Raw genomic sequence first — 18,647 nt, 5'->3', positions numbered from 1 at the left:
AGCAGCCGGGCAGGGCCCGGACCGCGGCCACCGCCCAGGTGACGACTACGTACCAGCCTGGAGGCTCAAGGTGACGCGCATCAGCTGCGGAGGACGGCCATGACATCCGTCCTCGTCTGCGACGACTCCCCGCTTGCCCGAGAGGCGCTGCGCCGGGCGGTAGCGACCGTGCCCGGCGTCGAGCGCGTGACGACGGCCGCCAACGGCGAGGAAGTCCTCCGCCGCTGGGGTGCCGACCGTTCGGACCTGATCCTGATGGACGTCCGGATGCCCGGCCTCGGCGGTGTCGAGACCGTGCGCCGGCTGCTCTCGGCCGACCCCGGCGCCCGGATCATCATGCTCACCGTCGCCGAGGACCTCGACGGCGTCGCCCTCGCGGTGGCCGCCGGCGCCCGCGGCTACCTGCACAAGGACGCCTCCCGCGCCGAGCTGCGGGCCACCGTCACCCAGGCGCTCGCCGACCCCACCTGGCGGCTGGCCCCGCGCCGGCTGCGCTCGGCCGAGATGGGCGCCGCCCCCACCCTCACCGCCCGGGAGATCCAGGTGCTGGAGGGCATGAGCCACGGCCGCTCCAACGCCGAGATCGGCCGCGAGCTGTTCCTCTCCGAGGACACGGTCAAGACCCACGCCCGCCGGCTGTTCAAAAAACTGGGGGCCTCCGACCGCGCCCACGCCGTCGCCCTCGGCTTCCGCTGGGGCCTGGTCCGCTAGCAGTGCGCCGCAGCGGGGGAACGACGGTCCTCGCCCGCGGGGCGCGGGCGAGGCGGTGCACCGCCGGAGTGCGCGGCGAGGGGAGTCACATCCCCGTTTCGCGCGGGCTGCCGCATCCTTGGAGACATGAACTTCCTCGGGGACGGCTCGGTCGGGGGGAGGGCGCGCGACATGACAGCCGGCGCACCTGCTCATAACGCTTCGGTGCACAAGTGCGGAGGCGGTGCGCCGCACGGTCCGGGACCAAGGCACCATGGACCGATGCGTGACACCGAGAAGCCGGGTTCCCCCGTGGCCGGAGGCGGCCCGGGGGGGATCGGCGCACTCGTGCGGCGCGCGGCCGACGGCGACGAGCGGGCCACCGGTGACCTGCTCGCCCAGGTGCACCCGCTCGCCCTGCGCTACTGCCGCACCCGGCTCTCGCGACTGCCGGGTGACGCCCGGCACTTCGTGGACGACCTGGCGCAGGAGGTCTGCCTGGCGGTGCTGTGCGCGCTGCCCCGGTACCGCGACACCGGCCGGCCCTTCGAGGCCTTCGTCTTCGCCATCGCCGCGCACAAGGTCGCCGATCTGCAGCGGGCCGCGATGCGCGGGCCCGGCTCCACGGCCGTGCCCTCGGACCAGATGCCGGAGCAGCCGGACGACTCCCTGGGCCCGGAGGAGCGGGCGCTGCTGAGCAGCGACGCCGAATGGGCCAAGAAGCTTCTCGCCAATCTCCCGCACCACCAGCGCGAGCTGGTGCTGCTGCGGGTCGCCGTCGGGCTGACGGCCGAGGAGACCGGTCATCTGCTCGGCATGTCGCCGGGCGCCGTACGGGTCGCCCAGCACCGCGCGCTGAGCCGTCTGCGGGCCCTGGCCGAGCAGTAGGAACGGCCCCGGGCGAACGGCGCGGCGGCGCGGTCCGTACCTGCTTCCGGGGCGGCCGCGGCGGGTGGTGGGGGGTGATCCGGCGGGGGGACGGGCAGCTTCCGCAGGCCGTTAGCATGGGGAGTCCGCGCTGGGCAAGAGCACTGGGAAGGTGTCATGACTGACAACGTCGACGGAACGCCCGAGAAATTCGCGATGCTCGGGCTGACATACGACGATGTGCTCCTGCTGCCGGGTGCCTCCGAGGTACTCCCGAACGCGGTCGACACCTCGTCCCGGGTCTCGCGCAACGTCCGGGTCAACATTCCGCTGGTGTCCGCCGCGATGGACAAGGTCACCGAGTCGCGGATGGCCATCGCCATGGCCCGGCAGGGCGGCGTGGGCGTGCTGCACCGCAATCTCTCCATCGAGGACCAGGCCAACCAGGTCGACCTGGTGAAGCGCTCGGAGTCCGGCATGGTCACGGACCCGATCACCGTCCGCCCGGACGCGACCCTCCACGACGCCGACGCGCTCTGCGCCAAGTTCCGGATCAGCGGGGTGCCCGTCACGGACCCGGCGGGCAAGCTGCTCGGCATCGTCACCAACCGCGACATGGCCTTCGAGATGGACCGCAGCCGCCGGGTCCGCGAGGTCATGACGCCGATGCCGCTGGTCACCGGGACGGTCGGGATCTCCCGCGCGGACGCCATGGAGCTGCTCCGCCGGCACAAGATCGAGAAGCTGCCGCTGGTGGACGGGGCGGGCATCCTCAAGGGCCTCATCACCGTCAAGGACTTCGTCAAGGCCGAGCAGTACCCGAACGCCGCGAAGGACGCCGAGGGCCGGCTGGTCGTCGGGGCCGCGGTGGGCGTCGGCGACGAGGCGTACGACCGGGCGCAGGCCCTGGTCGAGGCCGGTGCCGACTTCCTGGTCGTGGACAGCGCGCACGGCCACAGCCGCGGCATCCTCGACATGATCGCCAAGATCAAGTCGAACGTCGAGATCGATGTGGTCGGCGGCAACGTCGCCACCCGCGACGGCGCCCAGGCGCTGATCGACGCGGGCGTGGACGGGGTGAAGGTCGGCGTGGGCCCCGGCTCCATCTGCACCACGCGCGTGGTCGCCGGCATCGGCGTCCCGCAGGTCACCGCGATCCACGAGGCCGCCCGCGCCTGCGGCCCGGCGGGTGTCCCGCTGATCGGCGACGGCGGTCTCCAGTACAGCGGCGACATCGCCAAGGCCATCGCGGCCGGCGCCGACTCCGTGATGCTGGGCAGCCTCCTGGCGGGCTGCGAGGAGTCGCCCGGCGAGATGGTGTTCATCAACGGCAAGCAGTTCAAGTCCTACCGGGGCATGGGCTCCCTGGGCGCCATGCAGTCGCGCGGCCGGGCCCGTTCGTATTCCAAGGACCGCTACTTCCAGGACAACGTGCTCTCCGAGGACAAGCTCGTCCCCGAGGGCATCGAGGGCCAGGTGCCCTACCGCGGCCCGCTCGGCTCGGTGGCCCACCAGCTCATCGGCGGCCTCCGCGCCTCCATGGGGTACGTCGGCTCGGCGGATGTCCCGGAGCTCAAAGAGAAGGGCCGCTTCGTGCGGATCACGGCGGCCGGTCTCAAGGAGAGCCACCCGCACGACGTGCAGATGGTCGGCGAGGCCCCGAACTACAGCCGCCGGTGACCGCTGCCGCGCACCGGCGCCCGCACGGGGTCGGCGATACTGGGACGGCAGACCGAACTGGGAAAGGCCAATTGTGACTGAGATCGAGATCGGGCGCGGCAAGCGCGGCCGGAGGGCGTACGCGTTCGACGACATCGCCGTGGTGCCGAGCCGGCGCACCCGCGACCCGAAGGAGGTCTCGATCGCCTGGCAGATCGACGCCTACCGGTTCGAGCTGCCGTTCCTGGCCGCCCCGATGGACTCGGTGGTCTCCCCGGCCACCGCCATCCGGATCGGCGAGCTGGGCGGCCTGGGAGTGCTCAACCTCGAAGGGCTGTGGACCCGTTACGACGACCCGGAGCCGCTGCTCGCCGAGATCGCCGAGCTGGACGAGCGCACCGCCACCCGCCGGATGCAGGAGATCTACGCGGCCCCGGTCCGCGAGGAGCTGATCGGGCAGCGGATCAAGGAGGTGCGCGACTCCGGCGTCATCACCGCCGCCGCGCTCTCCCCGCAGCGCACCGCGCAGTTCTCCAAGGCCGTGGTGGACGCCGGCGTCGACATCTTCGTGATCCGCGGGACGACGGTCTCCGCCGAGCACGTGTCGGGGGCCGCCGAGCCGCTCAACCTCAAGCAGTTCATCTACGAGCTGGACGTGCCGGTGATCGTGGGCGGCTGCGCCACCTACACCGCCGCGCTGCACCTGATGCGCACCGGAGCGGCCGGCGTGCTGGTGGGCTTCGGCGGCGGCGCCGCGCACACCACCCGCAACACCCTGGGCATCCAGGTGCCGATGGCCACCGCGGTCGCCGATGTGGCCGCCGCCCGCCGGGACTACCTCGACGAGTCCGGCGGCCGGTACGTCCACGTCATCGCGGACGGCGGCGTGGGCTGGAGCGGCGATCTGCCGAAGGCCGTGGCCTGCGGCGCGGACGCGGTGATGATGGGCTCCCCGCTGGCCCGGGCGGAGGACGCCCCGGGCCGCGGCCACCACTGGGGCATGGAGGCCGTCCACGAGGACGTGCCGCGCGGCAAGGTCATGAACCTGGGCACGGTCGGTTCCACCGAGGAGATCCTGCTCGGCCCCTCGCACACGCCGGACGGCTCGATGAACTTCTTCGGCGCGCTGCGCCGGGCGATGGCGACCACGGGCTACTCCGACCTCAAGGAGTTCCAGCGGGTCGAGGTGACGGTCGCGCCGTCGCGCCACGACCGCTGAGAGCGCCGTGCGGCCGGGAACCGGCCGCCGCCCCGGCACCGCGAAGCCCCGGACCAGTCGCTGGTCCGGGGCTTCGCGGTGGTGCGGTGGGTGCCGGGGCGGGGGCCGCCCCGGCGTGCCCGGGTGGATCAGCTGAACTTCTTGGTGAGGGAGAAGCCCGCCGCGCCGGAGAGGGCGTAGAAGAGGTAGTCGATGGCCTCCAGGTTCTCCTTCAGGCCCTCGTTGATGTCACCGAAGTGCTGGGTGAGGATCTCGAAGAAGCCCGGGGCGCCCGGGAGGTCGGCGAAGGCCATGGCCACGCCGAAGACCTGGCCGAGGTAGACCCCCAGCAGGCCGAGCACGATGCCGACGAACGGCAGGACCGGGTTGTGGCCGCCCAGCTTGCCGAGCGCCAGGCCGATCAGGGCGCCGACGCCGACGGCGATGTAACCGATCTGGACCTCGGCCTCCTTGAGGATGAGGCCGTAGATCGCGGAGCCGACGAGCATGAGGACGATCGCGGCGGCGATCGCCAGGGCCGTGTTGCCGCTCCGTCCGGCCGGCGGCGGGGGCGGCGGGAAACCACCGGGCATGCCGCCGGGGGCGCCGCCCGGCTGCTGGGGCTGGTGGCCGTAGCCGCCCTGCGGGGGCACGCCCTGCTGCGGGGCGCCCGGCTGGGGCTGCTGGGCGTAGGGGTTCTGGCCGGACTGCTGTTGCTGCCAGGGCTCGGTGCTCATGGGTCCCCCGTGATGAAGTTCTGGGAAAGGCGGAAACGCTTGTCCGTTGGCCGGAAAGCGCCCTGAGGCTAACAGCCGCCACCGACGGCCCGGCAGGTGTTTTCATGTCCGTGACAAGGCTGGGACCGGTCCGGTACGTCGCGGAGGCGGAGGGGACGGGGCGCGTCAGAGGCGGTGTGCCGTGCCCGCCGGGCTCGTGCCTCGGGTGTCCAGCAGCAGCTGGGCCTTCACCGCGAGCCCTTGGAGGTCGTAGAAGCGGTGCGGCTGGAGCAGCACCGTCAGGTCGGCGTCGGCCGCGGCCTCGTAGGGGAAGTCGGCGCGCGGCACCGGCCGGCCGAGGACGCTCCACTGCGGCACATGCGGATCGTGGTAGCTCAGCTGGGCGCCCAGTTCCATCAGCCGGGAGGCGATCTCGCCGGCGGGGGAGCCGGTCCGGTCCCCGAGGTCGGGCTTGTAGGTGACGCCGAGCAGCAGCACCCGGGCTCCGCGCGCGGACTTGCCGTGCTCGTTGAGGAGGGTCGCGCAGCGCTGCACCACGTAGCGCGGCATCCGGTCGTTGACCTCCTTGGCCAGTTCCACCATCCGCAGCGGATAGCCGGGGCTGCGCCGCCGGTAGGCCAGGTAGTTGGGGTCGATGGGAACGCCGTGTCCGCCGGCTCCGGGGCCCGGCCGGAAGGGCTGGAAACCGAACGGCTTGGTCTCGGCGCAGCGGATGACGTCCCACAGGTCGACGCCGATGTCGTGGCAGAGGACGGCCATCTCATTGGCGAGCGCGATGTTGACGTGCCGGTAGTTGGTCTCCAGGACCTTGACGGTCTCGGCCTCGCGCGGGCCGCGGGCGCGGACGACGCGGTCGGTGACCCGCCCGTAGAAGGCGGCGGCCGCCTCGGTGCAGGCGGGGGTCAGACCGCCGATGACCTTGGGGGTGTTGGCACAGCCGAACGCGCGGTTGCCCGGGTCGAGCCGGGTGGGCGCGTAGGCGAGGTGGAAGTCGCGGCCGGCGCGCAGCCCGGACCCCTCCTCCAGCAGCGGGCGGAGGTATTCCTCGGTGGTGCCCGGGTAGACGGTCGATTCCAGCAACACGGCGGTGTGGGGCCTGAGATGGGGGGCGAGGGTGCGGGCGGCCCGGCCGACCGCACGCAGATCGAGCGCGGAGTCCTCGCCGAGCGGTGTGGGGGCGCAGATGACGGCGGTGCGGACGCGGCCGAGTTCGGCCGGGTCGGTGGTGGCGCGGAAGCCGGCGGAGAGCATCCGCCGCAGGCCGGCGGCGGTGAGGGAGCCGTCCGCGGGCGGGCGGCCGGCCATGAGCCCGTCGACGCGGCGGCTGTCGGTGTCGTAGCCGACGGTGGCGATACCGGCCCCCGCGGCGGCCCGCGCGAGGGGGAGGCCCAGCGGGCCGAGACCGAGGACGGCGAGGTCTGCGGGCATGGCTGGGGCCGTCCTTCCCGGGGGCACAGCTTTGTCGATCTATGTAAGGCTAAACAGACATATTGCTGATAGTGAGTATTGCCCGCGATGTGACGGCCCGGTGTTGCCGTGCGAGGGCGCCCGGGGTTGCGCGGGCGCCGGGCGGTGAGAATCGCTGGGTGGGGAACGCGCGACCCGACCACGACCGGAGGCAGCGGTGAGGACAGCGACACTGGGACCGGCCGAGCGTGCCGAGGCACTCGCCCGGATGGCCGAACACGAACTCGACATTCTCGTGGTGGGCGGGGGAGTGGTCGGCGCGGGCACCGCCCTGGACGCCGCCACCCGCGGACTCTCCACCGGCCTGGTCGAGGGCCGGGACTGGGCCTCCGGCACCTCCAGCCGGTCCAGCAAGCTGATCCACGGCGGGCTGCGCTATCTGGAGATGCTCGACTTCGCGCTCGTCCGGGAGGCGCTGAAGGAGCGCGGCCTGCTGCTGGAACGGCTCGCGCCGCATCTCGTCAAGCCGGTGCCGTTTCTCTACCCGCTGCGGCGCAAGGGCTTCGAACGCTGGTACGCCGGTGCGGGCGTGGCGCTGTACGACGCCATGTCCATCTCCTCCGGGCACGGCCGCGGCCTCCGGGTGCACCGTCACCTCAGCCGCGGCCGCGCCCTGCGCGTGGCCCCCGCCCTCAAGAAGGAGTCCCTGGTCGGGGCGTTGCAGTACTACGACGCGCAGGTGGACGACGCCCGCTTCGTGGCCACCCTGGTCCGCACCGCCGCCGCCTACGGCGCCGATGTCGCCAACCGGGCCCGTGTCATCGGTTTTCTGCGCGAGGGCGAGCGCGTCGTGGGCGCCCGGGTGCGGGACGTGGAGGCCGGCGGTGAGTACGAGATCCGCGCCCGCCAGGTGGTCAACGCGACCGGCGTCTGGACGGACGACACCCAGGGGCTCATCGCCGAGCGCGGGCAGTTCAAGGTCCGCGCCTCCAAGGGCATCCACCTGGTGGTGCCGAAGGACCGCATCCACTCCACCACCGGCCTGATCCTGCGCACCGAGAAGAGCGTCCTCTTCGTCATCCCCTGGGGCCGGCACTGGATCGTCGGCACCACCGACACCGACTGGGACCTGGACAAGGCCCACCCGGCCGCCTCCAGCGCCGACATCGACTACCTGCTGGAGCGCGTCAACTCCGTGCTGGCCGTGCCGCTCACCCGGGACGACGTGGAGGGCGTCTACGCCGGGCTGCGCCCGCTGCTGGCCGGGGAGTCGGACGCGACGAGCAAGCTGTCCCGTGAGCACACCGTCGCGCACCCCGTGCCGGGGCTGGTCGTCGTCGCCGGGGGCAAGTACACGACGTACCGGGTGATGGCCAAGGACGCGGTGGACGAGGCGGTGCACGGGCTGGACCAGCGCGTGGCGGCGTGCGTCACCGAGGACGTCCGGCTGGTCGGCGCCGAGGGGTACCGGGCGATGTGGAACGCGCGCAACCGGCTCGCCGCGCGCACCGGCCTGCACGTCGTCCGCGTCGAACACCTGCTCAACCGTTACGGCTCCCTGGCGGAGGAGGTCTTCCGGCTCGTCGAGGAGCAGCCGTCGCTGGGCGAACCACTGGCCTGCGCCGACGACTATCTGCGCGCCGAGATCGTCTACGCCGCCTCGCACGAGAGCGCCCGGCACCTGGACGACGTGCTCACCCGGCGCACCCGCATCTCCATCGAGACCTTCGACCGCGGCACGCGCAGCGCGCGGGAGTGCGCCGAGCTGATGGCCCCGGTGCTCGGCTGGGACGAGGGCCAGATCGAGAAGGAGGTCGAGCACTACGAGAAGCGGGTGGAGGCCGAGCGGGAGTCGCAGCGCCAGCCGGACGACCAGACGGCGGACGCGGCCCGGCTGGGCGCACCGGACATCGTGCCGCTGAGCTGAGCCCGACGCTCAACATCGCAGGTCACCCCCTTGGCTGATCCGCGGTTTCTCCCAGGGCGGCGGACGTGGCCGTTCTCCGTGCCGCGGGCTGCCGGGTCATGAAGCACGTGGGAACGGCCGCCGCCCGGGAGCCTCCCCGCCGCGCACATCCGAGCGGGCGGGGCGGCCAGTCCTTACGAGAGAATGACGAGCCGTCGGCGACCCGCCGATTCCGCGGCCCCGTCCGTAACTCCGGTTACGCATCAGCCCTGATGCAGCGCCAGAACGCTGTCGGCCCGGGATGCGTATCTCACGGAGATCTCGGAGGAGTTCCATGCGACGCAACACCCGCAAACGATCGAAGGCCATACGCCGGACGACCGCCGCCGCGGCGGCTCTGGCCCTGGGAGCGGGCGGGCTGGTGGCGGCCAACGTGTACGCCTCGGCCGGTGAGAGCGGCTCCGGGGCGAAGCCGGAGGGGGCCCGGCAGGTCCTGGCCTCCGGCGACGCCACCATCGACTGCCCGGACGTCGGCGGTGAACTGCGCGCCGTGCCGGACCGGGCCAGGAAGGAGGTCGACAAGAACCTCGCGCTCCTGGACCAGCAGGTCGCGGAGGCGTACCAGCGGCTGCAGAATTCGTCCCGGGCCATCCAGCAGGACCGCAACTTCGCCGACAACGCGATCATGGGCCCGCTCAAGGCGAAACGGACGGCGACCATCGACCGGATCGCGATCGCCATCGGCAGGGCGGCCGACCGCCCCCAGGGCCTGGAGGCGCTCGCCGCCTGCACACTGCGCGCCTCCGGAAACCAGGACGGCGGTGACCAGGGCGGCGCCGGCGGCCAGGCGGGAAACGGCCCGGTCGCGGCGGACTTCGTGGACATCACCACCGTCCAGCCCACGGCGGACAAGCCCCGTATGACGCGGGGCGGATCCCGCGGCACGTTCACCAGCACGTGCGGAGTGAACGAGAACAAGCTGTACAACACCGACAACATCATCGTCGCGCCCGGCGTGTCCAACGGCGCGCATCACACCCACGACTACATCGGCAACCAGGCCAACGACGCCTTCGCCGACGACCAGGACTTCGCAGGCGGTGAGACGACATGTGAGAACCCGGGCGACAAGTCCTCGTACTACTGGCCGGTCCTGCGCCTGCAGGACGGCACCGATGAGTTCGACGCCGATCAGCAGGGCGGCGGCGCCGAGGGCAACGTCGGCAGGATCCTCACGGCGAAGGAGGCGACCCTGGAATTCGTGGGAAACCCGCGCGGCAAAGTCGTGGCGATGCCCAGGTTCCTGCGGATCATCACCGGTGACGCCAAAGCGTTCACCAACGGAACAGCCAACGCCAACGCCTCCTGGAGCTGCACCGGCTTCGAGGACCGGCAGCTGACGGACAAGTACCCGCTCTGCCCCGATGGCAGTGACGTGGTGCGCACCTCCACCTTCCAGAGCTGCTGGGACGGCCGGAACACCGACAGCGCCAACCACCGCTCCCATGTCGCGTTCGCCGATCCCGAAACCGGCGCCTGCCCCAGCGGATTCCAGGCCATCCCGCAACTGGTGCAGCGCCTGGTCTACGACGTCGACGCACCCAGCCTGGACGACAACGGGCGGTCCACCCCCTTCTTCGCCGTGGACGGCTTCCCGGAACAGCTCCACAAGCCGGTCACCGATCACGGCGACTTCGTCAACGTCTTCGACGAAGACCTGATGAACACGATGGTCCAGTGCATCAACACCGGCCGCAGCTGCCGATGACCCGCGTGCGCTGAACGACCCACCACCCCAAGCGGGCCCGGCCCTGCCCGGAGCGTCACACACCCGGGCAAGGCCGGGCCCCACCGCACGCCCCCGGACGGGCACGGAGGGCACCGCCCGTCCCCGTCACTCCCGCGGGCAGAACGCCGCGCTCAGCAGCCGCCGTTCGGCCTCCGTGTCGCCCACCTCGTCGGTGTTGACCCGGTAGCCGAGCACCCGCCGTCCCCCCGCGGTGGCGGTGATCCGGACGTACGAGCCGCTGATGCTGCCGTTGTGCCCCCACACCGTCACGCCGCAGGGCAGCCGCTCCGGGAAGAGCCCGTAGCCGTAGCGCCCGCGGGTCACCGAGGTGTCCGTCATACGGCGCAGCTCCGGCGCGGGCAGCAGTTCGCCGCCCAGCAGAGCGCGCAGAAAGCGCTCCAGATCGCCGAGCGTGGAGACCATCTCGCCGGCGGCGCCGGCCGTCGACGGGTTCAGTTCCGTCACGTCCATCAGCGCGCCGGAGCCGCCGGGCGCGGCCGCCGCCGAGTAGGCCCGGCCGTGCGGGCGCGGCAGTCCGTGCCGGGTGCCGGGGAAGGAGGTGCCGCCGAGACCCAGCGGCCGGATGATCCGCTCCTCCACCGCACGGGCGTACGGGCGGCCGGTGACCCGCTCCACCACCAGCCCCAGCAGGATGTAGTCGGTGTTGGAGTAGCGGTAGCCGGTGCCGGGCGCGAAGTACGGCCGGTGCCGCAGCGCCGCGCGCACCAGCTCCCTGGGCGAGCGGGTGTCGTAGCGGTGGCTCCGGAAGCCGCGGCCGAAGGACTCCTCCGCCAGCCGCGGATCGCGGACGTAGTCGAAGAGCCCGCTGGTGTGGGTGAGGAGCTGACGGAGCGTGATCCGCGCGCCGTCGTAACCGGGCCCGCGCACCAGACCGGGCAGATGCCGCTCCACCGGGTCGGAGAGCCGCAGGGCGCCCTCGGCGCGCAGCTGGAGCACCACGGTCGCGACGAAGACCTTGGTGACGCTGCCCGCGCGGAAGCGGTCGGCCCGCCCGATCCGCCGCTCGCTGCGCCGGTCGGCGACCCCCGCCGTGGCGAACCGGGCCCGGCCGCCCTCGCGGGTGTACGCGGCGGCGCCGGGGGCGTCGGCCGCGTCGGCCAGCCGTTCGACGGCCGCCGCCAGCCGGTCGGTCCGGGCGGACGGGCGTTTCACCACCGCGCCGGCGCGGCCGTGATCCGCCGCCGGCAGCGCGCACCCCGCCATCAGGGCCGCGCACAGGGCCGCCGCGATCCCTGCCAGCAGGCGCGGGCGCACTCCGCGAACCGGCACCCTCCGGCCTCCCTCCGGGCTCCGCTCCGTGTACGCGCCCATGATGACGGCCGGCGGCGCGGCCCGTATACGCGGGGCGTGACGCGCCGGACCCCGGGCATGGGCATGGCGGGGCATGGGGGAGAATGGAGACTCTGCCGGGGCGGACCACCGCGGTTGCGACAGAGGCGCGGTGAGCCACTGCCAACTCGGCGCCACCGCCTGGACATCGCAGCGCTGAGGGGACACATGTCGGAGCCGGAGCAGACACAGGGCGCCAGCGGACGGATCCTGGCCGGCCGCTACCGGCTGGGCGAGGTGCTGGGGCGCGGCGGCATGGGTACCGTCTGGCGCGCCGTCGACGAGACGCTGGGCCGTCAGGTCGCGGTCAAGGAACTGCGTTTCCCGTCGTCCGTCGACGAGGACGAGAAGCGGCGGCTGATCACCCGGACCCTGCGCGAGGCGAAGGCCATCGCCCGGATCCGCGCCAACGGCGGCATCACCGTCTACGACGTGGTCGACGAGGACGACCGCCCCTGGATCGTCATGGAACTCATCGAGGGCTCCTCGCTCGCCGAGGTCATCCGGGACAAGGGCCGGCTCTCCCCGCGCCGGGCCGCCGAGGTGGGCCTCGCCGTCCTCGACGTGCTGCGCGCCGCGCACCGCGAGGGCATCCTGCACCGCGACGTGAAGCCGTCCAATGTGCTGATCTCCGGCGACGACAGCCGGGTGGTGCTCACCGACTTCGGCATCGCGCAGGTCGAGGGCGACCCGTCCGTCACCTCGACCGGCATGCTCGTCGGCGCGCCCTCGTACATCTCCCCCGAACGGGCCCGCGGCCACAAGCCCGGCCCGCCCTCCGACCTCTGGTCGCTCGGCGGTCTGCTGTACGCCTGCGTGGAGGGCGTGCCGCCGTACGACAAGGGCAACGGGCTCGCCACCCTGACGGCCGTGATGACGGAGCCGGTTCCGCCGCCGGAGCACGCGGGGCCGCTGGCGGAGGTCATCTACGGGCTGCTGGAGAAGGACCCGCAGCGGCGCCTCGACGACGCGGGGGCGCGGGCCCTGCTGACCGGGGTCCTCGCGGAGACCGAGGAACGCCCGCAGGCCGCGAAGACCCGGACGATGGCGGTTCCGGGGGAGCCGTCCGGCAAGGGCACCAAGGGGAGCAAGGGGAGCAAGGGGAACAAGGGGACGAAGAGGGCCGCGGCCGCGGGTGCGGCGGGCGTCGTGGGCGCCGCGGCGGGTGCCGCCGCGGCCGGGAACGGGAACGGCGGCGGGAGCGGGAGCGGGAACGGCCGGAAGCCGGAGCGGTCCTCGGCCGGAGAGCCCGCGGCCGGCGCGGACGCCCCGGCCGGCTCGGCGGCGGACTCCCCGCCGGATTCCGCGCCGGACTCCGCGCCGCAGCCCGACGGCCGCAGCGCCAAGGAGGGGCGGCTGCGCTCCGCGCTGCGCTCGGCGCGGGCCGCCGCCGCTGCCGGGGCCGCCTCCAAGGCGTCCTCCCCGGCCTCCTCCGCCTCGGAACCCTCCTCCGGCCCGGCCTCGTCCGCCGGTACGGCCGCCCCGGCCACCGCCACCCACGCCTCGCCCTCGGCGGACACAGGCACCGGCACCCGGCGGCCCGTCACCGCCGCGATCACGGACGTGGTGCCGAGACGGGTGCTGGCCCTCATCGCGGGTGTCCTGGCGCTCGCCGTGCTGGGCGTGGTGCTGGCCTTCACCCTCGACAGCGACGGCAGTGGCGGCGAGCCGTCGGGCGGCGCCAAGGACGACAGGGCGGCCACCAGCGGCGCCGACGGCGGCACGGACGATTCCGCGGACGCCGGCAAGGACGCCGGGGCGTCGGCCGACCCCTCGGAATCCGCGCATGACGGCACGAGCGAGGGGAAGCAGGAGGACGAGGGCTCCGCCGGCAAGGACGGCGGACAGGACGGCGAGAGCGGCAAGGACGGCGGCACGGATGCCGGAGACGCGGACAAGATCCCCGAGGGCTACGAGACCAGGACCGAGAACCGCTTCAACTTCTCCATGGCGATGCCCGGGAACTGGAAGCTCACGCGGATAGCGGGCCAGAACTCCGGCGGCGAGTACAGCGAGTCCGGCGGAGTGCCGCGGATCCAGGTCGACTTCAGCTCCCAGCCGAAGGACGACGCGGTCGCGGCCTGGCGCGCCCAGGAGCAGGCGTCGCGCGGCTCGTTCCCCGGATACTCCTCACGGGGCATCAAGAGCGCGGAGTACCGGGACTATCCGACCGTGGCCGACTGGGAGTTCGAGTACAACCGGAGCGGCGAGCGGGTGCGGGTGCTCAACCGCGGCTTCAAGGTGGACGACAGCCACGCCTACTCGATCATGATCACGTGCGTGGCGGACGAGTGGGACGGCAAGGAGTGCACCACGCTCCGCGAGACGGCGTTCCGGACGTTCAAGCCCACCGGCTGAGTTCGCTCTCCGGGCGGCGGGACGGGCGCGCCGGGGGCGCACCGAGGGCGCGACGGGCGGCGCGCGGGACGGCTCCCGTACAGCGCGTGCGCCCGTCCTGCCGCGGTCCCCAGGCCCGCTCCGTGCGGGGCGGGGCAACCGGTTACGCCGTCCGCTCCGCACTGCCCCGCCGGGGCACGTATCGTGAAACGGTGCGGACGCTACGCAGCCGCAACGGGTCGGTGGACGAACAGGGTTGACTGTTCCGGGTGGATGCGGAACGCGCGCTTGGGGAGGCGTCGTGGAGGACTACGCGGGCCGGGTGCTGGCCGACCGCTACCGCCTGCCCCGAACCGCCGACGACGTGCTCGACGCCACCGAGACCCGCGCCTTCGACACCTACAGCGGCCAGGAAGTCCTGATCCGGCACATCCCCCTGCCGGAGACCGTCGAGGCCGAGATCGTCGGCGCCGACGGCAGTTACGGGCCCGGAGCCCCCGGCGGCCCCGCGCGGGGGGCCGGTGACCCGGCGGTGCGGCGCGCCCTGGCCGCCGCCCAGGCCGCGGCGGCGGTGTCCGACCATCCCCGGTACGACCAGGTGTTCGACGTGTTCGCCGAGGGCGGCGGGCTGTGGATCGTCAGCGAACTCGTGGTGGGCCGGCCGCTGGCCGCGCTGCTCGCCGAACACACGCTCTCCCCGCACCGCGCGGCGGAGGTCGCGGCCGACGTCCTGACCGCCCTGTCGGCGCTGCACGCCCAGGGCTGGATCCACCGCAACATCACGGCCCGCACGGTGCTCGTCTGCGAGGACGGCCGGGCCATGCTGACGGGGCTCGCGTCCGGCGCGGCGGAGGAAGCGCTCTGCGGCTACGACCCGACCCCGCCCCCGGAGGCCGGGCCGGACGGGCCCGGCGGACCGGGAGCGCCGGGTGGACCGGGCGGGCCGGATGGTCCGGGAGGCTTCGACGGCGGGTCCGGGGGTCCGGGGAGTCCGGGCGGCTCCGAGCGCCTCGGCGGTGGTCCGGGCGGGCCCGGGGGTCCTGGCCGTCCGGGCGGAGGTTCCGGCGGTCCGGACGGCCCGGGTGGGCCTGGTGGTCCAAGTCGGCAGGGCCCGGGTTCCGGTGAGCCGGGCTTTGCCCGGGGGCGGGCCAACGGCCCCCGTGGCGAAGGGGGTTCCGGCCGGTCGTACGGCGGTGGCGCCGGCCGTCCGGCCGGCCCCGCGGGCATGGCGGGCCCGGCCGGTCCGGGCTCCGGGGGCCCGGGGCGTGCCCCGCACACCGGTGCCGTGCCCGGCCCCGATCCACACCGCGCCTTCCGGCGCCCGTCCCCGTCCGGCCGGGCCGCGTCCGCCGCCGACCTGGACGGCGTCCGGACCTCGTACGGGCCCCGCCCCCCGGGCAGCGGTCCGGCCCCGCAACGCCCCGAACTCGCCCCGGGGCAGGGGCCGGACGCCCGTACCGGGGGCACCCCGGTCGCGGGCGGGGAAGGTGCCGCCCCGGCGTACCACGGCTCCGACGGCGCCCCTGCCGCCGACCCCGGCGCGCCCGGCACCGGCACCGGCCTGTCGGCCTCCGGACCGGACGGGCCCGGGGGCCCCGGCCGGACGGACGGCGCGGACGGCGGCGGCCTCCGCCCCGTGGCCGGAGCGGAGCGGGACCCCGGATCGGCCGGCCGCGGACCGGCGCCGGGCTCCGGACCGGGCGGTCCCGCGGACCAGTCCGGCGCGGAGGGCAGGCAGCCCCGCTCCCGTGCGATCGCCGCCTACTCGGCCGGCGCCCGTGCGGCGGCCCGCGCCCAGATCCAGCCGCAGGCGCAGCCCCGGGTCCGTCCGCTGTCCGCCCTGCCGGGCCCGGACGGCAGCGCGACGGGCGGCCCCGGGCGACAGGGACCGTCCGGGGACGACGCGGCCCGCGAGGGTTCCCGCGGCGCGGAGGGCAACGGCCCGGCGCCGGCACCGGGCCTGCCCGGTCCCGCTCTGCCGGGCGGCGCCCCGGGCCCCGCCGTGCCCGGCGGCCCCGCTCTCGGCCCCGCCGTGCCCGGCGGCAGCGTTCCCGGTCCCGCCGCACCGGGCGGCTTCGTACCGGGCGGCACGGCACTGGGCCCCGCCGTGCCCGGCGGCAGCATCCCCGGTCCCGCCGTCCCGGGCCGTCCGGTGTCCGGGCCCGCCGCCCCGGACGGTGCCGTCCCCGGTTCCGGGGGGCCCGGTTCCGGTGGTCCCCGGTGGCCGGGCGCCGAGCCCGTTCCGGGGTCCGGCGGGACGCCCGCACCGCACCGGGGCGGACTGCCCGGCGCCCCCGTGCCGGCGGAGTCGAGCTGGCACGGCAGTACGGGGCGGCCCGGGCGCCCGGGCGGGCCCCCGGGCTCCCCCGGCGCCGGACAGCAGGGCGGCGGAAGGCCGGCCCCCTCCGGACGCCGCCCCGAGGGCGCCGGTGAACCGGACCGTCCATCCGGCGGCACGGACCGTGCGGACCGCGAGCGCTCGGCTCTGCCGCCCGCCGAACGGCCTTTCGGCGGCCATGCGCTGCCCCCGGGGACGGGCCGCCGCGAGGAACAGCCCCGCCCCCCGGGGCGGTCCGGGGAGCCGGGTCCGTCCGGCGCGTTCGCACGGCACGGGGAGACCGGCCGGCACGGCGAGACCGGCCGGTCCGCGGAAGCCGGACGGCCCGAGACGGCCGGATGGCCCGGGCAGCCGCAGCAGCCGCAACAGCCGCAGCAGCCGCAACAGCCTCAGCAGCCCCAACAGCCGGGCTCCGGAGAGCAGTCGGGCCGGTCCGGCGCCGCCGGGCCGCCCCGGCCGCGCGGCTCCTTCGATCCGGCCCGCCGACCGGACGGCGACCCGGCCCGGCGGACCGGTGCCGGGAGCGGACCCGGGCCCGACGCGGACCGGCGGTCCGGAGCCTCGGAGCAGGACCGCCCCGAGGACGGCCACGGCCCCGGCCGTTCGCCCGGTCCGTACGCCTCGCCAGGTCCGTACGCCTCGCCCGGTCCGTACGACCGCGAGGCCCCGCGGCCGCAGCACGGCCCTTACGCGTACGGTCCCGACGGCCGCCCGGGCCCGCCCGCGCCGGCGCAACGCCCCGGCCCCGAGGGCCGTCCGCCGCACCGCTCCGGCGCCGTCGAGCAGGCCCGGCGTCCCGGTGCCGTGGAGCCGGCCCGCCGGCCGGGCGGGGAGCGGCCCGGCGTGGCCGGCCTGCCGTCCGCCGGCCACCGCGACGGCACCGGGACGACCCCGGACGCCCCGGCCACCCAGGCCATCCCGTCCCCCGGCCCGGGCGGCCCCCGGCCCCCTGCCGGCTGGGACGAGCCCGCGCCGTCCGGCGGCGGCTGGGGCGAGAACCCTGCGGGCGGCCCGGGCGCCGGGCGGTACCAGCGCGGTCCCACCACGCCGCTGGCCGCCGAACGGGCCCGCCAGGCCCGCATCCTGGTCGTCGGTGCCGTCACCGAACGCTGGGCGCCCGAACAGGCCGGTCCCGTGCACGGCAACTGGCAGCTCGCGCCGCCCATCGGCCCCGCCACCGATCTGTGGGCCGTCGGCGCGCTCCTCTTCCGCGCCGTGCAGGGCCACGCGCCCTACCCCGAGGAGAGCGCGGCCGAACTGGTCCAGCTCGTCTGCACCGAGGCGCCCGCGTTCGCCGAGGAGTGCGGTGCGCTGCGGCCCGTCGTCGAGTCGCTGCTGCGTCAGGACCCGACCGAACGGCCGGAGTTCGAGGAGGTACGCGGCTGGCTGCGGTCGCTCATCCGTACGGCTCCGGAGCCGGACGTCGGCGCGCGCACGGTCACCGTCCCCTCCCTGGGCCCCGGTGCGGACGCCGACCCGCGGCGGCTGCCGGTGATACGCCGCCGGGGCGAACTGGTGCGCCGCCGCCGCGCCGGCGCAGCGGTGGTGCACGGCCGGCACAAGCGGGCGAAGGAGCACCGGCACAGTCCGCGCCGTCTGGGACGGCTGCTGCTTCTGCTGATCCTGCTGGCGCTGGCCGGTGCCGTCGCGTACGCGATGCTCTTCATGCCCCGCGCCGGGGACTCGGCCGACGGCGGCACCGGCCGCGCGGGCACGGCGGGAGCGCCGAGCCCGGCCCCGTCCGCCGAAGCCTCCCCGGGCGAGGGCGAGGGCGAACAGGGAACCGCGGGCGCCGGGAACGGCGACGGCGGGGACGGCGGCCGGAAGGAGAGCGGGAACGAGCGGGAGAAGGACGGCTCCTCCGGTTCGTCCGGTACCTCGGGTCTCGCCAAGGGCTTCAAGCTCCGCACCGACCCGGAGGGCTTCCGGATCGCGGTGCACGAGAGCTGGGAGCGGCGCGGTGAGAACTCCCTCGGTCAGATCCGCTACGGCCGGGGCGACTTCGAACTGACCGTCGTGCCGGGGCGGGACACCGTCGAGGAGTTCGGCGGCGACCCGATGGCCTACCAGCAGGACGCCGAGCGGGAGCTGGCCCCGTTCCGGGAGTCGCAGTGGTCCTCGGCCTCCGGGCTGCGGCGGATCGAGGTCGGGCGGACCTCGATGGCCGAGGGGACCTTCAGCTGGCGGGACGACGCCGACCGGCAGATTCACACCCGCAATCTGGCGATGATCATCGACGGCCGCTACCACCTCGTCCTGGTCTCCGGACCGGCCGCGGACAAGCAGGAAGTGGCCCGCTTCTTCGAGCAGGCGACCGCCACCTACAGCCCCACGGACTGAGCGGCGCGGCGCGGCCGGAGCCCCGCGGG

The 18,647-nt window shown here is 74.7% G+C and carries 11 protein-coding genes; 8 read left to right on the top strand and 3 right to left on the bottom strand.

Translation table 11 applies throughout. The features are described 5' to 3' along the window. Positions 1-99 precede the first annotated feature (99 nt). From LIX60_RS12225 to LIX60_RS12210, 4 genes are all read left to right on the top strand, one after another. A complete protein-coding gene (locus LIX60_RS12225) occupies positions 100-711 on the top strand; it encodes a response regulator transcription factor (protein ID WP_003948568.1) in 612 nt (203 codons plus the stop codon). Positions 712-972: 261 nt separating this feature from the next. Then, the gene (locus LIX60_RS12220; protein ID WP_019710499.1) at positions 973-1,578 is read left to right on the top strand and encodes a sigma-70 family RNA polymerase sigma factor; all 606 of its coding nucleotides are present in this window, start codon (positions 973-975) and stop codon (positions 1,576-1,578) included. Positions 1,579-1,734: 156 nt separating this feature from the next. After that, a complete protein-coding gene (gene guaB, locus LIX60_RS12215; protein WP_227958472.1) occupies positions 1,735-3,237 on the top strand; it encodes an IMP dehydrogenase in 1,503 nt (500 codons plus the stop codon). Between the two features lie 73 nt (positions 3,238-3,310). Continuing rightward, positions 3,311-4,435, top strand: coding sequence for a GuaB3 family IMP dehydrogenase-related protein (locus LIX60_RS12210; RefSeq protein WP_125624209.1), 1,125 nt, complete (start codon positions 3,311-3,313; stop codon positions 4,433-4,435). Between the two features lie 128 nt (positions 4,436-4,563). Here the strand turns inward: LIX60_RS12210 and LIX60_RS12205 are convergent, their stop codons facing one another. Beyond that, on the bottom strand, positions 4,564-5,151 hold the full coding sequence (locus tag LIX60_RS12205; RefSeq protein WP_227958471.1) for a hypothetical protein: 588 nt from the start codon (positions 5,149-5,151) through the stop codon (positions 4,564-4,566). A gap of 165 nt (positions 5,152-5,316) precedes the next feature. Next, positions 5,317-6,579, bottom strand: coding sequence for a nucleotide sugar dehydrogenase (locus LIX60_RS12200; protein ID WP_227958470.1), 1,263 nt, complete (start codon positions 6,577-6,579; stop codon positions 5,317-5,319). Between the two features lie 196 nt (positions 6,580-6,775). On the opposite strand from LIX60_RS12200, the gene LIX60_RS12195 reads away from it, so the two are divergent. Both LIX60_RS12195 and LIX60_RS12190 read left to right on the top strand, forming a co-directional pair. Further along, positions 6,776-8,485 (top strand): glycerol-3-phosphate dehydrogenase/oxidase, encoded by a 1,710-nt coding sequence (locus LIX60_RS12195; protein ID WP_227958469.1) that lies wholly within the window; start codon positions 6,776-6,778, stop codon positions 8,483-8,485. Between the two features lie 313 nt (positions 8,486-8,798). Continuing rightward, the gene (locus LIX60_RS12190; RefSeq protein ID WP_227958468.1) at positions 8,799-10,232 is read left to right on the top strand and encodes a DUF1996 domain-containing protein; all 1,434 of its coding nucleotides are present in this window, start codon (positions 8,799-8,801) and stop codon (positions 10,230-10,232) included. A gap of 126 nt (positions 10,233-10,358) precedes the next feature. Here LIX60_RS12190 and LIX60_RS12185 read toward each other — a convergent pair whose 3' ends face one another. Beyond that, positions 10,359-11,543, bottom strand: a complete 1,185-nt coding sequence (locus LIX60_RS12185) for a serine hydrolase (RefSeq protein ID WP_227958467.1) — start codon at positions 11,541-11,543, stop codon at positions 10,359-10,361. A 228-nt stretch (positions 11,544-11,771) separates the two neighbouring features. Between LIX60_RS12185 and LIX60_RS12180 the strand changes: the two genes are divergently transcribed. Continuing rightward, on the top strand, positions 11,772-13,961 hold the full coding sequence (locus LIX60_RS12180) for a serine/threonine-protein kinase (protein ID WP_227958466.1): 2,190 nt from the start codon (positions 11,772-11,774) through the stop codon (positions 13,959-13,961). A 280-nt stretch (positions 13,962-14,241) separates the two neighbouring features. Continuing rightward, positions 14,242-18,618 carry a protein kinase gene (locus LIX60_RS12175; protein WP_227958465.1) on the top strand — a complete coding sequence of 1,459 codons (4,377 nt, stop codon included), beginning with the start codon at positions 14,242-14,244 and terminating at the stop codon, positions 18,616-18,618. Positions 18,619-18,647: the final 29 nt, after the last annotated feature.

It is taken from the genome of Streptomyces sp. S07_1.15 (assembly GCF_020739505.1).
In the GTDB taxonomy this organism is placed as follows: domain Bacteria; phylum Actinomycetota; class Actinomycetes; order Streptomycetales; family Streptomycetaceae; genus Streptomyces; species Streptomyces xinghaiensis.
Note: the sequence above shows the minus strand (reverse complement) of the source record. Positions and strands in the feature narration are given on the sequence as shown.

Coding starts and splice junctions, on each gene's coding strand:
- LIX60_RS12205 (WP_227958471.1), bottom strand. CDS start 5,151: ATGAGCACCGAGCCCTGGCAGCAACAGCAGTCCGGCCAGAACCCCTAC.
- LIX60_RS12180 (WP_227958466.1), top strand. CDS start 11,772: ATGTCGGAGCCGGAGCAGACACAGGGCGCCAGCGGACGGATCCTGGCC.
- LIX60_RS12220 (WP_019710499.1), top strand. CDS start 973: ATGCGTGACACCGAGAAGCCGGGTTCCCCCGTGGCCGGAGGCGGCCCG.
- guaB (WP_227958472.1), top strand. CDS start 1,735: ATGACTGACAACGTCGACGGAACGCCCGAGAAATTCGCGATGCTCGGG.
- LIX60_RS12225 (WP_003948568.1), top strand. CDS start 100: ATGACATCCGTCCTCGTCTGCGACGACTCCCCGCTTGCCCGAGAGGCG.
- LIX60_RS12200 (WP_227958470.1), bottom strand. CDS start 6,579: ATGCCCGCAGACCTCGCCGTCCTCGGTCTCGGCCCGCTGGGCCTCCCC.
- LIX60_RS12190 (WP_227958468.1), top strand. CDS start 8,799: ATGCGACGCAACACCCGCAAACGATCGAAGGCCATACGCCGGACGACC.